Here is a 22322-nt window from a genome sequence, read left to right as displayed (position 1 = left end):
TCTGGTACCCCTCCCCCCTCGTCAAGGAGTTTGTCATGAAAGTCGTCAAAGCCGCCGCCGTCCAGTTCAGCCCGGTGCTCTATAGCCGTGAAGCAACCGTCGCCAAGGTCGTGCAGAAGATCCACGAACTGGGCCAGAAGGGCGTGCAGTTCGCCACCTTCCCCGAAACGGTCGTGCCTTATTACCCTTACTTTGCGGCCGTCCAGACGGGCATCGAGCTTCTGTCGGGCACCGAACATCTGCGCCTGCTCGAACAGGCTGTGACTGTGCCGTCCGCTGCTACCGACGCGATCGGCGAAGCCGCGCGAAAGGCCGGCATGGTCGTGTCCATTGGCGTCAATGAGCGCGACGGCGGCACGCTGTACAACACACAATTGCTCTTCGATGCGGACGGCACGCTAATCCAGCGCCGCCGCAAGATCACGCCGACGCATTTCGAACGCATGATCTGGGGCCAGGGAGATGGCTCGGGCCTGCGCGCAGTCGACAGCGCAGTCGGCCGCATCGGCCAGCTCGCATGCTTCGAGCACAACAACCCGCTCGCCCGCTACGCGATGATCGCCGACGGCGAGCAGATCCACTCAGCGATGTACCCGGGCTCGGCCTTTGGTGAGGGCTTCGCCCAGCGGATGGAAATCAATATCCGCCAGCATGCGCTCGAGTCCGGCGCTTTCGTCGTCAACGCGACGGCGTGGCTGGATGCCGACCAGCAGGCGCAAATCATGAAGGACACCGGTTGCGGAATCGGTCCGATCTCGGGCGGCTGCTTCACCACGATCGTCTCTCCTGACGGCATGCTGATGGCCGAGCCGCTTCGCTCGGGTGAAGGCGACGTGATCGTCGATCTCGACTTCACGCAAATCGACCGTCGGAAACTGCTGATGGACTCGGCCGGCCACTACAACCGCCCCGAATTGCTGAGTCTGATGATCGACCGTACGCCGACCGCGCATGTTCACGAACGCGCTTCGCACCCGATGATCGTCAACGACCAGGGTTCCGACGATCTGCGCACCCAGGCTGCATGACCTGCGAACTTCGAATTGCCCCTCTATCGAAGGAGAATTTGCTTTGAAAGCAATGATCAGGACCGGCTGCGCGAGTATCGTCGTTGCGGCGCTGATGGCGGCCGCTTCCCCAGGCTACACGCAGACGTCCGCAACAGATACGCCAGTTGCAACGCATTCGCGCAAGCAGGCGGCCGCAAAGACTGACGTCTCGGACGGGACGCTGGTGAAGTCGCTGCCCGAATTCAGAAATGGCTATGCAACCGTGAACGGCGTACGGCTGCATTATGTGGTCGGCGGCAAGGGCGAGCCGCTCGTGTTGCTGCCCGGTTGGCCCGAAACGTGGTGGACCTTCCACAAGATCATGCCGGCGCTCGCCGAGCACTACACCGTGATCGTGGTGGATCTGCGCGGCATGGGTGCGTCGTCGAAACCCGTTGACGGCTATGACAAGAAAACGATGGCCGCTGATATCCATGAACTGACGCAATCGCTTGGATACGACAAGGTTGCGATCGCGGGACACGACATCGGCTCGGCTGTGGCGTTCGCCTACGCGGAGAACTATCCGGAAGCCACCGACAAGCTGGTGATGATGGAGTTTCCGCATCCCGACGATAGCCTGCAGACTTTTCCGCTTCTACCCGCCCAGGGCGGATACGGTGACAGGCTGGGTTCGGCGCGCCCGAACCTGTGGTGGTTCGCGTTCAATCAGGTCAGAGGTTTGCCGGAGAAGCTGCTGGCAGGCCGCGTCCGGCTTGAACAGGACTGGCTCTTCCACTACTTTCTTGTGAATGAGAAAGCAGTCGACGCGCGCGACCGCGCCGTGTACGAGCACGCCTATAACAGCGCCGCCGCGATCCGCGCAGGCAACGCGTGGTATCAGGCCTTCCCTCAGGACGTCAGCGACAACAAGGATTATGGACAGCTACAAATACCCGTTCTCGTGATGGGCGGTCCCGCATACAAGTGGATGAAAATGGTCGTCGGAGAAAAGGCGGTCAATATGAGCGCCGTCGACGTAGAAAACAGTGGGCACTTTATCCAGGAGGAGCAGCCCGAGCTGGTTACGAAGACAATGCTCGGTTTTCTGCAAGGCGCCCGCGAATGATGACCCGATCGTCGCGTTGATCGACGTATGCACGCGCACGTTTTCATATACACGTGTGTATATGCATACATAAATGAAATGAAGTTTTTCCTTGAAAGGATGTGATATGACAACGAAACCTGCCCATGATCGGCCTATTCTCGTGACGGGTGCCGGAGGCGCAATTGGCGGCATTGGCCGCAACGTGACAACGTCATTGCTCGCGAAGGGCTATAAAGTGCGGGCGCTGGTCCGCAAAGAAGACGAACGCGCGGACGAGTTGCGCCGCCTTGGCGCCGAAGTCATGGTCGGCGATCTGACCGATCTCGCCTCGATGCACCGTGCGATCGAAGGGTGTTCGCGCATCTATTTCGGCATGTCCGTCTCTGCAGACTATCTCGAAGCAACCGCCAATTTTGCTGCGATAGCACGTCATCATGGCGTCGAAGCCATCGTGAACATGTCGCAGATGACGGTCACGGAAATGAGCATCACGGAGACCACCGACAGTCCCCAGCACAAGCTGCACTGGCTCGCCGAGCAGGTCTTGCAGTGGTCGGGGCTGCCCGTCGTCACGGTACGGCCGACGGCGTTTCTCGAGAGCTTCTTCCTGACGCTTGGCGCAGCCGGCGTGCGCGACAACGACGAACTCGCACTGCCGCTCGGCAATAGCAAGACTTCGCCCATTTCAGCCGTTGACGTCGCAAATGCCGTATCAGTGATTCTCGAAGACCCGGCGCCGCATATCGGCAGGATCTATAACCTGACGGGCCTCGAATCGAATGATCTCGAGCACGCCGCGCGCGTCTTTTCGGACGCGCTCGGCCGGCCCATCCGTTACCGCAACGTGCCTGTCGCGCCGTGGTCGGACAAATTGCGCGAACTCGGCATTCCCGCTCACGTCGTCGACCATCTGGCCGTGATGGCCGACCTGCACGTTCAGGGGCGGTATGACCGCATGACGAACGACCTGTTCGAACTCACGGGCCGCAAACCCATGAGCATGTATGACTTCGTGAGACTGCACATCGCAGACTTCACGCGCAACGCAACACGCTGATCCAAGGCAGGAGACCGATCCCATGTCAAAAGACACGCCCCAATCCTCATCGCGCCGGCACTTTGTCGGTATGGCGGCCGCGGCGCTCGCGGCAGGCTCGCTGAGCCGGCTCGCCTTCGCGGAAACGAGCCCGGCAATCGGCAAGATCACCGAACCCGCGAACGGCGACAAGACGGCGATCCGGCCATTCCGCGTTCACGTCCCCGACTCGCAGCTCGTCGACATGCGGCGCCGCATCAAGGCCACGCGCTGGCCGGATCGCGAGACGGTGCCCGACGAATCACAGGGCATTCAGCTCGCCACCATTCAGGGACTCGCGCAATATTGGGCAACCGGCTACGACTGGCGCAAATGCGAAGCGCGGCTGAATTCGTATCCGCAGTTCATCACTGAGATTGACGGACTCGATATCCATTTCATCCACGTGCGGTCGAAGCACGAAAACGCGATGCCGTTGATCGTGACCCACGGCTGGCCCGGCTCGATCATCGAACAGTTCAAGATCATCGACCCGCTCGCCAATCCGACTGCGTACGGCGCGCCGGCTTCGGATGCCTTTCATCTCGTGATCCCATCATTGCCCGGTTACGGCTTTTCGGCGAGACCTACCACAACGGGCTGGGGACCGGAGCGCACCGCGCGCGCGTGGGTCACATTGATGAAACGCCTCGGCTATGAGCGCTTTGCTTCGCAGGGCGGCGATCTCGGCGGGATTGTCACGAACATCATGGCCAAACAGGCGCCGCCTGAACTGATCGGCATTCATGTGAACTTCCCTGCCTCCGTTCCGGCGGAGATTCTGAAGTCGCTGGCCGCGGGCGACGCGATGCCTGCCGGCTTATCGGACGAGGAAAAGCACGCGTATGAGCAGTTGAGTGCCAACTTCAAAAAGAAGCGCGGCTACGCTTTCGAAATGGGCACGCGCCCGCAGACGCTGTACGGACTCGCCGACTCGCCCGTCGCGCTGGCTTCCTGGCTACTCGACCACGGCGACGGCTACGGCCAGCCCGCGGCGGCGTTGAGCGCAGCCGTGCTCGGTCATCCCGTCAACGGTCATTCAGCAGGCGCGCTGACGCGAGACGACATACTCGACGACGTCACGCTTTACTGGCTGACCAACACCGGCATCTCGGCGGCGCGCTTCTATTGGGAGTCGCACGCGAATTTCTTCCTCGCGGCCGACGTCAACGTGCCTGCCGCTGTGAGCGCCTTTCCGGGAGAAAACTACCAGGCGCCGAAGACCTGGACCGAAAAGGCCTATCACAACCTGATTTACTTCAACAAACCCGAAACGGGCGGGCACTTCGCGGCATGGGAAGAACCGATGATCTTCGCGAACGAAGTGCGCGCGGGATTAAGGCCCTTGCGCGCCTAAAGTGCGAAGCGCTCCGACGCGCATGCGTCGGAGCGCTCCTCGATGTAACCGCGCTAGTCGGGTCCATGCGATGTTGTTCGCATTGATCTGCCGTTTGGTTCGCCCCCGGGTCCGCTTGCGAAACACGGATTTTCGACGAACCCTGGCGCGTATGTCCGATATTCCTCGAAAGATGGCAATATTGCCACTCCCGCTCGTTTCGGCAAAGCCCGACAATTAGGCGACTTTCCATTTCCGGAACCAAAACATGACTGGAAACGCCTATTTCTCGACAAACCTGCTGCTTGCCTATGCAGCGTATTTCGTTGGCACCGCGAGTCCCGGGCCGAGCAACCTTGCAATTATGTCCATCGCGGCCAGTCACGGCCGGAAAGCGGCGTTGATGTTCGCACTCGGTGTCATCTCGGGGTCGATGTTTTGGGCGACGGTGGCAACGCTAGGCGTCTCGGCTGCCCTGATCGCCTATTCTCAATTCATCATTGCAGTAAAGATTTTTGGTGGTCTATATCTCTTATGGCTAGCCTTCAAATCCGGACGCAATGCGCTTGCGACAGCGGCTGAATCCGTACTGAACGTGGAACGAACACCGACATTGACGAGCGTCTACGCCCGCGGAGCAATGCTCCATCTCACCAATCCGAAAGCCATCCTCGTGTGGGTTTCAATTGTTGCTCTATCGTCGAACAGCACGGGATCAGCCCATAGTGCTGTAATTCCAGGTTGTGCGGCCATCGGATGTCTGGTGTTCGGCGGTTACGCCATACTGTTTTCAACGGACTCGGCTCGCAGGTTGTACGTGCGGACCCGTCGTGCCCTGGAAGGATGCCTGGCCGTAGTATTCGGGATTGCCGGCATCAGACTTCTGGCGTCGCGTGTCTAGCTAGTTTCAGTACCTTCGCTTGTCCAATGCCATACCGCGGGGGAGTCCTGCTATTTCGGTCGAAAGTACGCATCCGCGTGTAGTGAAGCCATGACATTCACGGCGATAGAGGCGGGAATATCAGGAAGCCGCCTACAACTACGCGTTCCCGGACAAGAAGCACGTGCACATTCATTCGAGCTGCGACGCCAGGCTGGCAGAACGTGTCGCTGGCTCTCACGCGTAGCGCGTAGCGCGACGTTGTCTGGGCGGAATGCGCCCCGCTCTTCGTGTATAAAGGAGGAAGCCTGTACTACGGGAGCCCGCCGTGCCCGAAACCCCGCCGTCAACCACGAACTCAACCGCTGAAGGTCAGAACCCGTCCTTGCCGCGAATCATCAAGCCTTGGGCCATCGGCGGCGCAATCGTGCTGTTGCTCGGCGTTTTGCTGCTGCTCTTCAACCCGTTCCACAAGAGCCCGGATGAACGGGCGCTGAGCGAACTGGGATTCATCAAAGGCACCTGCAACGACAGCGACGCGTCGACAGCCAAGCCCGACTCGGAATGCCTGGCGTTCCGGGCGAAACCGACAATGACGGCATCTCAGGTCGCGGCCGCTTTGCCACATCTAAAGAATTCCGACCGCAAGATCGAACTGAATCTGCGAGGCACCCAGATCGATAACGTCGATTCGCTGAAGGAACTGGACGATCTGGAATCGCTTGACCTGACGGACACGCCCGTCTGGAACATCGACGCCCTGAAGGAAATGCACTCGCTGAAAAGGCTCGTGCTCCATCGCACCGAAGTCGAAAACATCGCCGCGCTAAAAGGGCTGACCGGTCTGCAATCGCTGAACCTCTGGGATACCCGCGTCTCGAATCTCGACGCGCTCAAGAACCTGCGCGATCTGCGAGAACTCGACCTGCGGGATACACAGGTTCGCGATCTCAATCCGCTCGAAGATTTGCCTCATCTGGAAACGCTCAAACTCGGGGGCGCGAGGAACGTCCGGAACGTCGACGCGCTCAGCCAACTCGCCTCCTTGCAGACGCTCGACCTCAACGAAACCCAGGTCGACAGCATCAGTGAGTTGAAAAAGCTCCGCAGTCTGCAAGCGCTCTATCTAGCGAACACGCCGCTGCGAGACATCGACGCACTAAAAGGAATGTCCTCGCTCAGGACGCTCGTGCTGGACGGCTCGAAGGTCGATGATATCGACGCGGCGCAGGGCATGCTCCAGATGGACACGCTGGTGCTCGCTCGCACGCAAGTGACGAACATCGATTCATTGAAGGGGCTCACCCGTCTGCAAAGACTCAATCTCGCCGACACCCGGGTCGAGAACATCGAGGCGCTGACAGACCTGAAAAGCCTGCGAATGCTCAATCTCTTTCGCACCAGGGTTCGAAACATCGATCCACTGCGAGGCTTGACTGGTCTGCAGGAACTCTACCTTGCGAACACCCCTGTCGAAGACGTCGACGCGCTGAAAGGGCTCACTGGTCTGCGAGAACTCGTTCTGTATGGCACCCAGGCCAGGAACGTCGACGATCTCAAAGCGGCGCTTCCAAAAACGCGAATCGTGTGGTGATCATTCGACATTTTTTCAACAGGTGCGCCGGGTCAAACAGCAGCGCCCCAGATTTTGATAGTCCTTATCCGACGGCACGCGACAACTGCAGCGCTCGAGTCGACGCAATTCGACATAAAAGCCCCGCCAGGTTTGGATCCCCCACACCCCTGCCATGGCCTACCCATCATCCTACCCATACAGCAAAATCAATAGCCGCGACAAACCAGAAAAAGGCGCGCATGGCGCTTCCGATTCGGACGTTGCGGGCTACCTCGAATCCCCACTCGATTGTCGACAGCATGCCCTACCGCAAATACTGACGCCACTTGGAGCCCGTTGGTACAGGTCAATACCGAAAGTTGCCCCACCACCCGACGCATGCCCCACGCAAATTCCTCTTTAGTCCCTGCATTCACTTTTTTGCTGTCAACTGTTTCTATCAGCACTGCGCGGATGTGTTTAAGATCGGCGTTCAAGTCACAGTTGCCGAGTCGTCTCGACCGGTAGTGTCTTTGCCTACGTGGCCGAAGACGTTACGCCAGATATCCTCGCTGCGGCAAAGGGTCTCGGTGGGGGGTTCCCGATCGGTGCGTGCCTTGCAACTGAAGCGGTCGGGTCTGTCATGCAGCCCGGGACGCATGCATCAACGTTCTGTGGCAACCCGTTGGCCACGGCTGTAGCCAGCGAGGTGCTCGATATCATCAATGCCCCGGCGTTTCTGGAGCGGTAACGCGGCGAAGAGCAACGTGTCTCCTGCATTCACGTCGTATCAACGGCGAGCGTCTGGGATCCGGCTATTCCGTATCTTGGACATCCTCCAACACCAAGTCGAAATCACCATTGCAAAACTAATATGACAAGCGCCTCTCAACTCGCGACGCGGACCAGTCACGACGAACGGGAGCGCCTGCTCCGAATGCTCGCGGCGGTAACTTTCCTCATCTTTTTTCAGGCGTATATGGTCGCGCCGATCATACCCGCCCTGTCTCAGACTTTCAGTACGTCAGTTCAAACCGTCGCCCTGATCGTACCTGCGTATCTCATTCCATATGGTATGGCGACGCTAGTCTATGGCCCTCTGGCCGATCGCTTTGGTGTGCGCCGGGTAATTTCCGCGTCATTGACAGCATTTACGGTCCTCGCGATGGCCACGGCCACAGCCACGTCCATCGAGCAAATTACCGCGTGGCGGATACTAACCGGTCTCGGCGCGAGCGGTGTCGTTCCACTCGCACTCGTGCTCGTAGGCCGGCTGTTCCCCTATGAACAGCGGGGACGGCCTCTTGGCTGGTTGTTCGGTGCCATGGCAGGGGGCATGGCAGTAGGCTCTGGGATACCGAGCAAGGCGGCACGGCGCTTAATCTCTTCGGCATTCCGGACATGGCCGCCGAGACGACCCGCTACCGCGTGGCGATTCCCCACCTCGGCAGCTTGATCCTCACGCATAGCTGGGACGGCGCAATCGTCGGCATGAAATCCGTTCCTCCCGCAGACCGGCCGAATTCCACGCTGATCTTCTGGACTTTCCGCATCATGGCAGGACTTGGCATGCTCATGGCGTTGATGGCCATCGCCGGCTTTGTGCTGCGCCGACGTAACCGTCTGTTCAACTCGAAGTTGTTTCAGCGCTTTGTGCTGGTAATGGGACCATCCGGATTCATTTGTTTGCTCGCGGGTTGGATCACTACCGAAGCCGGCCGGCAGCCGTGGGTAGTCTATGGCGTCATGCGCACTTCGCAAGCGCTCTCGCCCATCACCGCGCAACAGGTCGGTGTATCGCTCTTCGCGTTCGTCGTGGTCTATTCGCTCGTCTTCGGCACCGGCATCTACTACATGATCAAGCTTGCCTGCACCGGCCCCGCCCTCACACCCGAGGCCGGCGGCAGCGGAGCCAGCATTTCATTGCAGCGCAGCCGGCACCCTACCGCCACACCGGTTAGGGAAACCGCAAAGATCGCTATTGACCGTCACTAAATTTTCTACCGGACCTACGCCATGGATATCACCATCTGCTGGGCGGCAATCATTGCCTTTGGTGTCTGCATGTACATTGTGCTCGACGGCTTTGACCTGGGCATCGGCATCCTCTTTCCCCTATTTCCTCGCGACAATGATCGCAACCGGATGATGAGCAGTGTCGCACCGGTATGGGACGGTAACGAGACCTGGATGGTACTGGGAGGCGCCTCGCTGTACGCGGTGTTCCCTATGGTCTACTCGGTCGTTTTATCCGCGCTCTATATTCCGCTGCTTTTCATGGTGATCGGCCTGATTTTCCGCGGCGTTGCGTTCGAGATCCGTGGCAAGGCGCGCAGATCCCGCCAGTTGTGGGATCTCGCTTTCATGGGTGGATCTGGCTGCGCGACGTTCTTCCAGGGCGTAGTCCTCGGCTCCTGGCTGTCAGGCATCCCCGTTGCCAACGGTCAGTTCGCCGGTCACGCATTCGACTGGTTCACACCTTTCAGTCTTTTCACTGGCCTCGCGTTGCTCGTTACCTACGCGTTGCTTGGTTGCTGCTGGCTCATCGCGAAAACCGATGGAGACCTTCAGCGCAAGTTGTACCGCGTTGTACTCCCCCTAACCGCCCTCCAGGTGCTCACGATTATCGTGGTCACGCTGTGGACACCGCTTCTCGCGCCGATGTTCGCGACCCGCTGGTTCGATTCGTCCGTTCTGCGTTGGCTGATCCCTGTCCCGGTTCTGGTCGCTGTTTGCACTTGGGGAATGCACAAGGCTGTCCACGCGCGCCACGGCATCACACCGTTTCTGCTTGCGCTTGGATTCGTCCTGCTGGGCTATATCGGGCTGCTTGCCACCATCTGGCCGTACGCGATCCTTCCTGGCATCACGATCTGGCAAGCAGCAGCACCTCATTCGAGCCAGGCCTTCACGCTGGTCGGTGCGGTAATCATCGTGCCAATCATCCTTGCCTATACAACGCTTGGGTATCGCGTCGTCTTCCGCGGCAAGACGGATCATGCGGAACTTCACTACCACTGACACCGATATCTCCCGTCGCTCGACCGCACGTGGATTCCCCGTGTGCCCAGACATCGGACTTGCCGAATCGACACAGGCTGTTCATTCGACCGTCGGGGGCGTTTCGAACGAATGGAACGGTGCCGGGCTGGGAATCGTCCACTCCAGTCCCTCAGCACCATCCCATGGCTTCGCCGACGCCTTCGCCAGACCCGTTCCGCGATAGGTAGGCAACGCAACCCAGAACAGAAAGTAAACCTGCATCAATCCAAAGCCAAACGCGCCAATTGTCGCTATCTGGTTGAAGTCGGTAAATTGAGCCGGGTAGTCCGCATACCGCCGGGGCATCCCGGCAAGTCCGAGAAAATGCATGGGGAAAAAGCAATGTTGAAGAAGATCATCGAACCCCGCCACATTGTCGCGGTCCAGTTGAAGACCTTCACGCCGGTCGGCACCGCGATCGTCATCGTCGCGTACATGAAGAAGAGCTGTCCGGTCACAGGCATTCCGGTCACGAACATGTGGTGCGCCCACACCATAAAGGAAAGGATCGCGATTGACGAGGTTGCATACACCATTGAAGAGTAGCCAAACAATGGTTTGCGCGAGAAGGCAGGTATAACCTGAGAAATCATGCCGAAACCCGGCAGGATCATGATGTAAACCTCGGGGTGACCAAAGAACCAGAAAATGTGCTGATACAGCACCGGGTCACCACCGCCAGCCGCGTTGAAGAAAGACGTACCGAAGTGGCGGTCGAACAGCAGCATCGTCACCGCACCTGCCAACACCGGCATGACGGCAATCAGCAGGAACGCCGTAATGAGCCAGGTCCACACGAACATCGGCGTCTTCATGAGCGTCATGCCAGGCGCACGCATGTTCAGCACCGTCACAATGATGTTGATCGCGCCCATGATCGAAGATGCACCCGCAATGTGAATCGCGAAGATTGACAGATCCATTCCCGGACCCATCTGCGTCGACAACGGCGCATACATCGTCCATCCCGCCGCAGCCGCGCCGCCCGGCGCCCAGAACGAACCGAGCAGCAGCACGCTGGACACCGGCAACAACCAGAAACTCAGGTTGTTCATGCGTGCAAACGCCATATCGGAAGCCCCGATCTGCAGCGGAATCATCCAGTTTCCGAAGCCCACGAACGCAGGCATGATCGCTCCGAAGATCATGATGAGGCCGTGTTCCGTGACGAGCTGGTTAAAGAACTCCGGCCGCATGATCTGCAGGCCAGGCTCAAACAACTCAGCCCGGATCATCAGGGCCATCACACCACCGATCATCAGGTTAGTCATCGCGAACAGCAAATAGAGCGTCCCGATATCCTTGTGATTCGTCGCAAATATCCATCGGCGCCACCCGATTGGAACAGCATGCGCGCCGTGGTGATCGACGACAGTATCGGCAGAGACTTCACTCATTTTTCTTATCCAGATCAGGAGAATGTTGGATGACAGCCGAAGGCGCTCTACCTACTTACTCAGGAGCAGATGGCGGGGACGGTTGTCGGTGCGGATGGACAATAAGTCGCGGAATCTGGAGGGGAATGGCCCTTTTCATCTTCTACGAAGCATAAGAAAATGACGTCGGTTGCCAAAGCAGCAGATCGGAATTCTTTTATCGCAGCAGTTCTCACGAACGGAGACGATAAAGCCAATGACACGGTACGAAACACTTGCAAGCGCAATGGCTACCGAAATCCGCTCGGGCAGCATTGCCGTCGGCTCGCGTATGCCCTCCTTACGTCAGGTGATCGCACAACACGGCGTCAGCCAATCAACGGCATCACGGGCGTACTACCTCCTGGAAGAATGGGGGCTCGTACGGGCTCAGGAACGTTCAGGCTATTACGTCGCACCCGGCGCGGGTATCAACAGCGGGTCACGGCATCGCGCCCCCTCGCCAGTTGAAACCAGCAAGGTGGACATCAGCGACCTGGTCTTCTCGGTACTTGATGCCGCAAAGCAGCCTGGAATCGTGCCACTTGGGTCTGCCTTCCCCTCACCGTACCTCTTCCCTTTGCCAAGACTTGCGAAGTCGCTCGCCCATGCCGCGCGCCTCATCAGCCCATGGAGTACGGTCGTCGATTTGCCGCCAGGCAACGAGCACCTGCGACGGCAGATTGCACTTCGCTACATGGGTATGGGCATCTCGCAGCCTATGGAGGAGATCGTCGTCACCAACGGGGCTCTTGAAGCGCTGAATCTTTGTCTCATGGCCGTGACGCGTCCAGGTGACGTCGTTGCCGTGGAGTCGCCCGGCTTTTACGCAGCCCTTCAGGCGATCGAGCGCCTCGATCTGCGCGCTGTCGAGATTCCGGTTGATCCGGTTACTGGCCTCGACCTCGATGCGCTTTCCGACGCGTTGGACAAACATCCAATCCGGGCCTGCTGGTTCATGACGAACTTCCAGAATCCCACAGGCGTCACACTTTCACTCGAGAAGAAGAAAACGCTGGTCGAATTGCTCGCGAAACACGAAGTCCCGCTGATCGAGGACGATGTCTACGGAGAGTTGCATTTCCAGGCAGAATATCCCCTACCCGCGTTGGCTTTTGACCACAAAGGCCTTGTCATGCATTGCGGATCGTTTTCCAAGACCCTTGCTCCCGGCTACCGGATCGGTTGGGCCTCTGCTGGCCGGTTTACCGACCGGGTACAAAAACTAAAACTGATGACCACGTTGTCGGCCAGCATTCCCGTTCAAGCCGGCATTGCTGATTACCTTCAACACGGTGGTTATGATCGACACCTGAGGAAAGTTCGCAGCGCGTTGCGTACCCAGTTGCAAGAACTCGACACCTCGATTCGTCGATGGTTGCCTCAAGGCGTGCGCAGGGCGCATCCTACCGGGGGATATTTCATCTGGCTTGAGTTCCCGGAACCCATCGATGCGATGGAGCTTCACCGCCTTGCGATTGAGCGCGGAATCAGCCTTGCTCCCGGGCCGATTTTCTCAGCCACCCATGCGTTCGAGAATTGCATCCGCCTGAACTACGGACATCCTTGGACCCCTCATATTGACGACGCGATACGTTCCTTGGGGAAGTTGCTTGTGCACCCGTCAGTGCGCCGCGCACCCTGAAACCTGGCGGGGCGACTCACAAATATCGCGATGCAAATTAGCAGACTGGCAAAACACACCTTCAGACGACAGTAGTTCGGCGGTCTTGAACTTTCTTAACTGCTACGCCGTTACAGACGGCAACTGCTTCTTGTAGCGAAGGCCGTCTCACATTATTGTCGTTAGCGCATTGAAGTGCTTTGTACTCGGGTAGTCTGCTTTCCATATCGACCATGTACGAATACAACGAATTTGATAAGGCGTTCCTGCTGAGCCGCGCCGCGCAGTTTCGCGACCAGATCGAACGCTGGCAAGACGGCAAGCTGAGCGAAGACGAGTTCCGCCCACTGCGCCTGCAAAACGGCTGGTATGTGCAGCGGCATGCCCCCATGCTGCGCGTCGCTGTTCCGTACGGAGAATTATCGAGCGCACAGCTTCGCGTGCTGGCGCGCGTAGCGCGAGACTACGACGAGCCTGCGGCAGACGTCTACCGCGCGGCGCTGGAAGCGCAGAGCAAACTGGGCACTGCGCACCTGCCAACACATCACGCCCATTTCACAACACGCACCAATGTCCAGTTCAACTGGATTCCACTGTCGAAAGCGGCCGATGTTATGGACCTGCTCGCTACAGTCAACATGCATGGCATCCAGACAAGCGGAAACTGTATCCGCAACATCTCCTGCGATGAACGCGCTGGTGTCGCACCAGACGAAATTGAGGATCCGCGCCCATTCGCCGAAATCATGCGCCAGTGGACTACCTTGCACCCTGAATTTGCGTTCCTGCCTCGCAAGTTCAAGATCGCGATTTCCGGCGCCAGTGAAGACCGTGCCGCCACAGAATGGCATGACGTAGGGCTTTGCCTACGGTACGGAGACAACGGCGAAATGGGTTTTCGCGTCACCGTCGGCGGTGGTATGGGTCGCACGCCTGTGATCGGTACGGTACTGCGGGAATTTCTGCCCTGGCGGCACATCATGAATTACATAGAGGCCGTGGTACGCGTATATAACCAATACGGTCGTCGAGACAACAAGTACAAAGCGCGGATCAAGATTCTCGTAAAGTCTGAGGGTCAACGCTACATCGACGAGGTCGAAGCAGAGTTTCGCCAGATTGTCGAACACGACGGTGGCCCCCACACCATTCCGCAGGCGGAACTCGATCGTGTCAGCGCGTATTTCATTCCGCCACCGCGGACCGCTTCCGGTCGTCCGGTGGATCCGCAGGTGGCGGCGACGCTGCGCACGACCGCCGCTCAGACACCCCAGCTCCAGCGCTGGCTGGAACGCAACGTCGCGCCTCACAAGGATCCGTCGATGCGGATCGTGACGCTGTCGTTCAAGCGCCTGCTTCAGGCACCTGGCGACGCGTCGGCCGATCAGCTCGACCTCGTGGCCGATCTGGTCGACCGCTTCTCCGCCGGAGAAGCGCGCGTCACGCATACACAGAACATCGTGCTGCCGTGGGTTCACGCGAACGATCTCCTGCCATTATGGGAAGCGGCGCGCGGCGCGGGACTTGCCAGCGCCAACGTGCACCTGCTCACAGACATGATCTCGTGCCCCGGAGGAGATTTTTGCGCGCTCGCCAATGCCCGGTCGCTTCCGATCGCGCAGGCTATCACCGAGCGTTACCAGGACCTGGATGAACTCAATGACATCGGGGAAATCGACCTGCACATCAGCGGCTGCATCAATTCGTGTGGTCATCACCACAGCGGCCACATTGGGATTCTCGGCGTCGACAAGGACGGCCAGGAATGGTACCAGGTGACGCTCGGCGGTTCCGATGGCTCCTTGGCAAGTGGTGCTACTCAGCCGGGAAAAGTAATCGGACCATCGTTCTCGGCGCACGAGGTCCCTGACGTAATCGAGGCGCTACTTTCGACCTATCTGGATATCCGGGCGGATTCGAGCTCACGGCGCGAGTCCTTCATTCAAACGGTTCGGCGCGTTGGGCTGGATCCATTCAAGGCCGCGGCGAACAGCGCTCGCTCGATAACAGAGAAAACAGCATGACTAGCCCGACACGCATCAGACTTTTAACATCCTTCGACCATGCGCTGGATTCCGGCGAACTCGTGGTTGTAATCGCAAATGACATTGATCCTGTCTCACGCAAGGATGAGATCGAGAACGCAGAGCGTGTCGAACTGCACTTTCCACAATTCACGGACGGTCGAGCGTACAGTCAGGCATACCTGATACGCCGGCGACTACTTTTCAAAGGCGACTTGCGAGCGACTGGCGATGTGCTGGCCGATCAGCTCATCCAGATGGAGCGAACAGGTTTTTCCAGTGCAGTTTTGAAAGACGGTATCGACCCCGTTGATGCGCAGCGGCAACTGGACCGTTTTCCGGCGTTCTACCAAGGTGACATTGTTCACGAGGCGCCGTTCCTGCGAGCCGACTCATCGAAAAGCGAGGTGTGACAACAAGCAGGCTTGGAGTCAGGGCCGACGCTCTGGCAAGCCGTTAAACCTACGCTCGCGCCAGCCACCGAGTCCACCATCTGCGGCGCCATCTGCAACCGGTCTCGGACGCCATCCTTCCGTTCCTGGGAGCCGTTTTTGCGGCGGTAATGACATAAGGGAGAGTTTTAGCTTTTGCGTCTCGATACACCGCCAGCATGCAATTTGGCATTCGTCGCGCAGCAGAACAGCAACACCACTGCTTACGGCGCCGATACCAGCAGCACGTCGCAATCAGGCAAGTAAGAATTCAGCCGGCCCGCCCGGCGTCCTGAAACAGGCCCGTATCTTGTATGAGAGCGGGCCTTTGCTATTGCAGTTGATATCTCCGTCTCCGGGTTCCGGTGACAACGCCCGGAAGTGTTCGTCCGTCGAACCTACGCGACGCGAAAAGGATCGTCGATGGAATATGCGGGTCGGGTAAACCACCTCGGTCCCTCCTCGGTCATGTAGAAGTGATCTTCGTGCCTCACTCCAAATTCGCCGGGAATGCAGATCATGGGTTCATTGCTAAAACACATCCCAACTTCCAGCAGCGTTTCGTCGTTCCCCACCAGATACGGCGCCTCATGCAAGTCGAGGCCAATGCCGTGGCCAGTCCGATGCGGCAAACCCGGTAGCTGATAGCCAGGACCGAATCCATAGGTTTCCAGGCAACGTCTCGCCGCGCGATCGACCTCTGCACATGAAACACCCAACTGTGCAGCATCAAAAGCAGCGGCTTGTGCTGCCTTTTCTGCGTTCCATACAAATCGCTGCCGATCGTTTGCATCACCGAAAACGTAGGTGCGCGTGATATCGGAAACATAGTTCTTGTACTTGCAGCCGGTGTCGATCAGGACCACGTCATTGCGTTTGAGAACTTGCGGCTCTTTGACCCCATGTGGATAGGATGTTGCCTCCCCAAACAGAACGATGCAGAAATGCGACCCTGCCGCGCCCACTTTCCGATGCGCCCGGTCTATGAAGTCACAAACATCCACCGTGCTAATTCCCTCGCGCAAGATGCTTGCCGCCGCCCGCTGAACCTGCAAAGTCATGTCTTTAGCGGCCTGCATGATTGCAATCTCCGTGCGCGATTTGTTCTTTCTCAAAGACCCAATCAAAGCGTCGGCGCAGACTAATTCATAATTCTCCGATAATTCCTTCAATCCAAAATAAACCGATGCCGAGGCGGTTCCGCAGATAGCAATTTTCGCGCGACTTCCGTGAACTGGCGCTATGCCGATTGCAAGCAAGGCTTTATAAAATGCCGCATACGCGCTTTCGTCTTCGTGCCAGCACATGACGTCGCTTTCAACCTTCACGCGATCGCGCAACGTCCTTTCCTCGAACCACGGTGCGATGTAGATCAAACTCCCCTTCGCAGGGATGATGGCACCAAGAAGCCTTTCACTGGGGTGCCATTCTATTCCAGTGAAATAAAGCAGATTAGTCCCCGCATTGACGTAGACCGCATCGACGCCAGCATCCGTCATATTTCTCTGCAATTTACTTATCCGCGTCAGATGTTCAACTGCACTGATTTCCTCAATCTCACTCGCACACGGCAAGAGTCGCGCCAATGCCGTTTGCTGATCACTACCACCTACGCCGTTTGTCATCTTCACTCTCGTTAATGAAACGGAACACGTTTCGTTGTTCTGGGCGACCGCCCCACTGGCGAAGATTCGATGCCCTCACAGGCGATTCTCTGCGCCATGCCGGGTGCATGTTGTCCCAATTGACCTGTTTCTATACTCGCGCATCCGCAACCGATACTGCGCATGGTCAAACTAGCACGATAGAGGTTCTATTTGCTTGTGAGATCGGATCGAAATGGATGCAGATTCCTGCATAGTCTCGCGCCCATGCAATCAACCCCCGGCAGCATGTCTCAAGGCGACCTGGCCTCAGTGCTTGCGGCGCGCGCCAGACCGTGAATAAGGCACCGCGCCTGCTCACGCAGCAGGGGTTGCTTTCGGCCGACTCGGTACTTGACGATTCTCGACGTGCCGTCACTCCGGCACATAGCCGAGGGCGCGCGCTAGCCTCACACCAAGGTGCATTCAAAAATTCAGATGGCCTTGCGCAGGAAGCCCTGGTTACCACCGTTGCGGTTGGGCGCGAAGCCGTTGGCCAGCAAGGTCTCTTCCGCCGTGTCGTAGAACACACCGATCTTGCTGATTTCGCGCGCCTGCTGGGCGGTCGCCACCTCGCGGCCGAACTCGCGCGAGATGCGTACCAGTTGCTCGATCTGCTCGACCGTGCTGATCTTCTTCGTGCGCGCCTGGTTCCAGAGACAGTCCTCGGTGCCGCAGCGCACGTGCAGGCCCAGCGCAATCCCCATCATGTTGACCGGCAGCACGTTGCGCACTGAGCTCTCGACTGTCAGCACCGCGCCGTCCGGCGTGGCGCGCACAAAGTTGGCCAGGTTGTAGATATTCGGTGCGTCCATACCGCCGCTGATCGCCACCCAGTTCATGACCAGCGGGCCCTTATAGATGCCACGCCGAATTAGCCGCTCCACCGACTCGAAGCTGTTGATGTTGTAGCACTGGAAGGCGCTCTGAATGCCGGCTTCGCTCAGACGGCGAATGTGCTCCTCGGCCCAGCCGGGCTGAGCCGGCACCGTCATCTCCTTGTAGGCGTTGTAGATCGCGGGATTTTCTCTCGACGTGCCCTTGAAATCCGCCAGCTCCGCATGTTCGGTGACGTTCATCTGCGAGGTGTTGACCGTCACCGTGACCTGGTCGGGCTTGGGATCGAGTTCGGCCAGCATGTGGCGCGTGTCGTCGCTCAGCCATTTGGCTGCAGCACCTTCGGTCTCAGGCGCGAAGCTGATCGAGCCGCCCACCTGGATGATCATCTCGGGTACTCGGGCGCGCACGCCGGCGATCAGCTCGTTGAACTTCGACAGGCGCTTGCTGCCCTTGCCGTCGAGTTCGCGCACGTGCAGGTGGAGCACAGTGGCGCCGGCGTTATAGCAATCCACGGCCTTCTGGATCTGCTGCTCCATCGTGACCGGGATGTCTTCGGGAAAATCGGAGGGCAGCCATCCTGGAGCATAAGGCGCGGCCGTGATGATCAGAGGTTGCTGGTTTTCAGGGTAAAGAGAACCGTCGAGAAAGTTCATGTCACGTCTCCAATGGCAGGTTTGGTGTAAGGAAAGAAATTGGGGGATGGGGTTGGCGATCCAAACACTCAGTAATGCTTGTCGTTGACAATTCTCTTTCGGAAAGCCAATGACTCCGTTTGTTCAAAGCGTCTCCTTGCCCCAATGCCCCCAAATCAGGTTGCAGTGCCGGTGTTCAGGGTGCCGGCGAGGGATGGCGCCACATCCAGCTTCACATCGGAGATCCGGGCCGAATCCGCGTCGTAACTGCGCATTGCGATGACAAAAAACACCGCGGCCAGTACGCTGCACAGAGGAATGAATGTCAGTGCGTTCTGCAAACCCCATTGGTCGGACAGGACACCCGCCAGGAACGGACCCACGGCCAGGCCAAACACGTTTTGAAACAGGGAAAGGACGGCCGCGCCGGTAGAGCGCACACCTGGGTGAATGACGTCCATCGCAACGCCGGCGACCACACCGACGGTGCAGTTCATGAAAAAAGCGCCAAGAAGGATCAGCTTGAACTGTGCATCGCCCGTGTATGTGCCGCCAAACGCCACCATGAAGATCACCGATGTGACCAGGCACAGCACGGACAGCGCGGGCAGCTTGTTGCGCGGTGTGCGAACTGCCAGGCGTCCCACCACAATGCCCCAGAACGTGCAGCTAAAGGCGCCGACCAATACCACCGCCGCTGCGGCCTTGCCCGCAGCCTCCGGGGCCATGCCGTGGAAACGATTCAGGTAGCTGGGCAGCCACGACCAGATGGCCGACACCGTAATCAGTTCTGCCGCCGCTCCGGCACAAAGCCACAGCAGCGTGCGCGTGCGCGCCAGCGTGCCAAAGATGTGCTTGAGCGTCCCACCCAGCGACTGGGTCACCTGGTTCGAGGTTGGCGTCAGTGCCACCGTCTTGTAGTCGCGCACGAGCAGATAAAGCAATGCCAGCACGAGCCCTGGTACACCGACCACACCAAAGGCGGCCTTCCAGCCCCACCTGGCCGCGATCATGCCCCCCAACACCACGCCCAGCACTGAACCCAGCGATGGAGCAGCGAAGAAGGCGCCGAGCACGGCGCTGCGCAAGCGCTTGGGAAACAGTGTCGAGATAAGGGCCGCTCCTACTGAGCCATAGCCGGTTTCACCCACCCCCACCATCGCGCGCGCCACAAATAATTGACTGTAATTGGCCGTGAACATGCACGAGATAGTGGCCAGGCTCCATGCAATAGCCATCACCACGATGCTTTTCACACGGCCCATGCGGTCGGCCACCAGCGCTACCGGCAATCCCCCCGCACCCACCACGATGGAAATGATGGAAACCAGTGAACCCAGCTGTTTGTCACTCAGATGCCATTCGCTCTTGATGTGAGGAAATAGCGAGACGATGACCTGTCGATCGATAAAATCGAACATCATGAGCGCGAAGGTCAGCGCAAATGCAAACCAGGCTTGCCGCCTGCTCGTCAGGTAGTCGTCGTTGTTGCGAGCCTCCGGGCCATCGGGTATCACGTTCATGCTTGTCTCCTGATATTTTTTGAATACCGGCCACGGTCCTGATGCCTCGCGTGTTCAGACGGTCCGGTTGTCGATCGGACCAATCAAGCTTGGTAGTGTGGGTGTGATGGGTTTCCCCCGCTTGACATTACATGACACGGACTTATCATTTTGTGCCAGTCTTCCATTCAGTTTTCCGATGTCGACACTTGTCCGCGCTGCGAGCTTAACCAACTACAGCGAGGTCGCTCGTGCAGCCGGACTGGACCCGGTGCGGATGCTTCTTGACGCGGGGTTAAGTCCGGGCGTACTGCGCGAGCCGGACCTCATGATTCCGGTCGAGCGCGTCGGACAACTGCTCCAGGCGTCCGCAACCCTGTCAGGCAACGAGAGTTTCGGACTGTGCATGGCCGAGTCGCGCCTCTTGTCGAACCTTGGGGCTGTAGGATTGCTGATCCGCGACCAGGCAACGCTGCGCGACTCGCTCAACATGCTGATGCGCTACCAGGCCTTGCTCAACGGTGCGCTGTCGCTGGCGGTCGAGGAATGCGGCGAACTGGTCATCATTCGCGAGGTGGTCATTGCTGGCAGTGCGCATCAGCCCACGCGCCAAAGGGTTGAACTGGCACTAGGTGTCATGGTGCAGTTGATACGCCAGCTCCTCAAGACCGACTGGCAACCGCGGCGCGTATGCTTCGAACATCCGGCGCCGCGCGACGCTAGTACACACCAACGGTTTTTTGGCAGTTGCGTCGAGTTCGACTATGACTTCAACTGCATCATCTGCGCGAAGGACGATCTCGACGCACGCAACCCGTCAGCCGATCCGGCGATGGCGCGCTATGCGCAGCAGTTGCTAGACGCGTCTGTCATGTCGCAGCAGCCAACCATGCTTGAGGACGTGCGGCGCACGATCCTGCTGCTGTTACCCAGTGGACGCTGCGGCATCGAACAGGTGGCCGAGCACCTCGGCGTGGTGTGCCGCACGGTCCAGCGCCGGCTCGCGGAACAGGGGCAGAGCTTCTCGTCGATCGTCAACGACATCCGCAAGGAACTGAGCACGCGTCATGTCATCGAGAGCGATCGTCCGTTGACCGAGGTAGCGACCCTGCTCGGTTTTTCCGCACCGAGCGCATTTTCCCGCTGGTATCACACGCAATTCGGTTGCAGCGCCAAGGAGAGCCGGGCGACGCGCGGCGCAGTGCACGGACAGACGACAGACGAGGCTCTCTAACGCGTCGTGCGGCGCGTCCCCGGGCGCTTCGTGAGGCCGCCGTATGACAGCGCAGTATCGATGAATCCCCGCACGCAAGGCGAATGCTCGCGAACGCGATACGCCACCGCGATTTCGACCTGATCTTCGAAGTCGCTTAAAGGTTTGAACACCACGCCGGGTTGAGCGAATCCCTGGATGGATTGAGGCACGAGCGCTACGCCGTAGCCCGCCGACGCCATGCTGACCGCAGTAATGAAATCGTTGACCCGATACTCCGGTTGCGCATCGAACCCGCCGACGCGGCCGAGTCTGGCGAGATCTTCCGCGAAGCCGGCCACCTCATTGAACTGCGGCGCAATGAATGACACCCCCCGCAACTGGGAAGCCTTCACGGCTTTCACGCGCACGAGTGGGCTGTCCGCCGGCAGCGCAATCAGCAGGCGTTCGCTCTGAACGACTCTGGCTGTGACCCCATCGGGATAGTGCGCGCGGGGCCGAATGAAACCGACATCGATGGTCCCGTCCGACAAACGTTCCAGTTGCGTCGGTGTTTCCATCGCCACGACGTGCATGCGGACGTCCGGGCTCGCCATCCTGAATGCCCTGAGCGTATCGGGCAGCAGCCCAGTTGTTACGGCCGAGCCGATATAGCCGAGCGCAACGTGACCTGCTTCTCCTCTTGCTGCCAGACGCCCGACGCGGTCGGCGCGCTCCAGTTGTCGCAGTGCGGCCTTGGCTTCGACCAGAAAAACGTCCCCCGCATCGGTCAGCGTGATCGCCGCGCGTTTGTTGCGGTTGAGCAGCCGTACGCCGAGATCGGTTTCAAGCCTCTTGATCTGCTGGCTGAGCACCGATTGTGCGATATCGAGCCGGTCGGCTGTGCGAGCGAAGTGCAAATCTTCGGCCAACGCAACGAATAGTTTGAGTTGCCGGCTATCGATCATCTTTAATCTCATTCTACGAATAAAAATGCAGTTTATACGTGTTTAACCAATCACAGATAAGGA

General features: G+C 58.7%; 17 protein-coding genes and 3 pseudogenes. 14 read left to right on the top strand and 6 right to left on the bottom strand.

The genetic code is table 11. The features are described from left to right. Window positions 1-35 precede the first annotated feature (35 nt). The 6 genes from M0D64_RS38095 to M0D64_RS38070 all read left to right on the top strand — a co-directional run bounded on the left by M0D64_RS38095 (window position 36) and on the right by M0D64_RS38070 (window position 6985). On the top strand, window positions 36-1028 hold the full coding sequence (locus M0D64_RS38095) for a carbon-nitrogen hydrolase family protein (RefSeq protein WP_266261459.1): 993 nt from the start codon (window positions 36-38) through the stop codon (window positions 1026-1028). A 52-nt stretch (window positions 1029-1080) separates the two neighbouring features. Then, window positions 1081-2118 (top strand): alpha/beta fold hydrolase, encoded by a 1038-nt coding sequence (locus tag M0D64_RS38090; protein WP_266242842.1) that lies wholly within the window; start codon window positions 1081-1083, stop codon window positions 2116-2118. A gap of 106 nt (window positions 2119-2224) precedes the next feature. Continuing rightward, the gene (locus M0D64_RS38085) at window positions 2225-3157 is read left to right on the top strand and encodes an NAD(P)H-binding protein (RefSeq protein WP_266261458.1); all 933 of its coding nucleotides are present in this window, start codon (window positions 2225-2227) and stop codon (window positions 3155-3157) included. Between the two features lie 22 nt (window positions 3158-3179). Further along, window positions 3180-4532 carry an alpha/beta fold hydrolase gene (locus M0D64_RS38080; protein ID WP_266261457.1) on the top strand — a complete coding sequence of 451 codons (1353 nt, stop codon included), beginning with the start codon at window positions 3180-3182 and terminating at the stop codon, window positions 4530-4532. Window positions 4533-4779: 247 nt separating this feature from the next. Then, a complete protein-coding gene (locus M0D64_RS38075) occupies window positions 4780-5412 on the top strand; it encodes a LysE family translocator (RefSeq protein WP_266261456.1) in 633 nt (210 codons plus the stop codon). Between the two features lie 307 nt (window positions 5413-5719). Continuing rightward, on the top strand, window positions 5720-6985 hold the full coding sequence (locus M0D64_RS38070; protein ID WP_266261455.1) for a leucine-rich repeat domain-containing protein: 1266 nt from the start codon (window positions 5720-5722) through the stop codon (window positions 6983-6985). 188 nt (window positions 6986-7173) lie between these two features. Here M0D64_RS38070 and M0D64_RS38065 read toward each other — a convergent pair whose 3' ends face one another. Beyond that, complete coding sequence (locus tag M0D64_RS38065) at window positions 7174-7443, bottom strand: hypothetical protein (protein ID WP_266261454.1); 270 nt, start codon at window positions 7441-7443, stop codon at window positions 7174-7176. A gap of 32 nt (window positions 7444-7475) precedes the next feature. Here M0D64_RS38065 and M0D64_RS38060 point away from each other — a divergent pair. The 4 genes and pseudogenes from M0D64_RS38060 to cydB all read left to right on the top strand — a co-directional run. Beyond that, window positions 7476-7697 (top strand): annotated as a pseudogene (locus M0D64_RS38060) (aminotransferase class III-fold pyridoxal phosphate-dependent enzyme); the annotation flags it as partial. Window positions 7698-7820: 123 nt separating this feature from the next. Continuing rightward, the gene (locus M0D64_RS38055; protein ID WP_308102542.1) at window positions 7821-8402 is read left to right on the top strand and encodes an MFS transporter; all 582 of its coding nucleotides are present in this window, start codon (window positions 7821-7823) and stop codon (window positions 8400-8402) included. After that, window positions 8294-8833, top strand: a pseudogene (locus tag M0D64_RS38050) (cytochrome ubiquinol oxidase subunit I); the annotation flags it as partial. The gene M0D64_RS38055 and the pseudogene M0D64_RS38050, both read left to right, overlap by 109 nt. A 129-nt stretch (window positions 8834-8962) precedes the next feature. After that, window positions 8963-9967, top strand: a complete 1005-nt coding sequence (cydB, locus tag M0D64_RS38045) for a cytochrome d ubiquinol oxidase subunit II (RefSeq protein ID WP_266261453.1) — start codon at window positions 8963-8965, stop codon at window positions 9965-9967. Between the two features lie 81 nt (window positions 9968-10048). Here the strand turns inward: cydB and M0D64_RS38040 are convergent. Beyond that, window positions 10049-11385: pseudogene (locus M0D64_RS38040) on the bottom strand (cbb3-type cytochrome c oxidase subunit I). Between the two features lie 235 nt (window positions 11386-11620). Between M0D64_RS38040 and M0D64_RS38035 the strand changes: the two are divergent. The 3 genes from M0D64_RS38035 (at window position 11621) to M0D64_RS38025 (ending at window position 15464) form a co-directional block, all read left to right on the top strand. After that, a complete protein-coding gene (locus tag M0D64_RS38035) occupies window positions 11621-13048 on the top strand; it encodes a PLP-dependent aminotransferase family protein (protein WP_266261452.1) in 1428 nt (475 codons plus the stop codon). Window positions 13049-13260: 212 nt separating this feature from the next. After that, entirely contained in the window at window positions 13261-15051 is a 1791-nt protein-coding gene (locus M0D64_RS38030) for a nitrite/sulfite reductase (protein WP_266261451.1), read from the top strand. Then, window positions 15048-15464 (top strand): DUF934 domain-containing protein, encoded by a 417-nt coding sequence (locus M0D64_RS38025; RefSeq protein ID WP_266242798.1) that lies wholly within the window; start codon window positions 15048-15050, stop codon window positions 15462-15464. The genes M0D64_RS38030 and M0D64_RS38025 overlap by 4 nt, the downstream gene beginning before the upstream one ends. 416 nt (window positions 15465-15880) lie before the next feature. On the opposite strand, the gene M0D64_RS38020 is transcribed toward M0D64_RS38025, so the two are convergent. From M0D64_RS38020 to M0D64_RS38010, 3 genes are all read right to left on the bottom strand, one after another. Beyond that, the gene (locus M0D64_RS38020; RefSeq protein WP_266261450.1) at window positions 15881-17107 is read right to left on the bottom strand and encodes a Xaa-Pro peptidase family protein; all 1227 of its coding nucleotides are present in this window, start codon (window positions 17105-17107) and stop codon (window positions 15881-15883) included. A 452-nt stretch (window positions 17108-17559) separates the two neighbouring features. Beyond that, on the bottom strand, window positions 17560-18618 hold the full coding sequence (locus M0D64_RS38015; RefSeq protein ID WP_266242793.1) for a 3-keto-5-aminohexanoate cleavage protein: 1059 nt from the start codon (window positions 18616-18618) through the stop codon (window positions 17560-17562). A 155-nt stretch (window positions 18619-18773) separates the two neighbouring features. Further along, window positions 18774-20120: an MFS transporter gene (locus M0D64_RS38010; RefSeq protein WP_266261449.1), complete on the bottom strand. Its 1347-nt coding sequence runs from the start codon at window positions 20118-20120 to the stop codon at window positions 18774-18776. A gap of 178 nt (window positions 20121-20298) precedes the next feature. Between M0D64_RS38010 and M0D64_RS38005 the strand changes: the two genes are divergently transcribed. After that, window positions 20299-21333 (top strand): AraC family transcriptional regulator, encoded by a 1035-nt coding sequence (locus tag M0D64_RS38005; protein WP_266242839.1) that lies wholly within the window; start codon window positions 20299-20301, stop codon window positions 21331-21333. Here M0D64_RS38005 and M0D64_RS38000 read toward each other — a convergent pair. Further along, window positions 21330-22259, bottom strand: a complete 930-nt coding sequence (locus M0D64_RS38000) for a LysR substrate-binding domain-containing protein (protein ID WP_266261448.1) — start codon at window positions 22257-22259, stop codon at window positions 21330-21332. The genes M0D64_RS38005 and M0D64_RS38000 overlap by 4 nt on opposite strands. Window positions 22260-22322 lie beyond the last annotated feature (63 nt).

The organism is Paraburkholderia sp. WS6 (assembly GCF_030464835.1).
GTDB lineage: Bacteria > Pseudomonadota > Gammaproteobacteria > Burkholderiales > Burkholderiaceae > Paraburkholderia > Paraburkholderia madseniana.
This window is presented reverse-complemented; position numbering and strand designations above follow the sequence as displayed.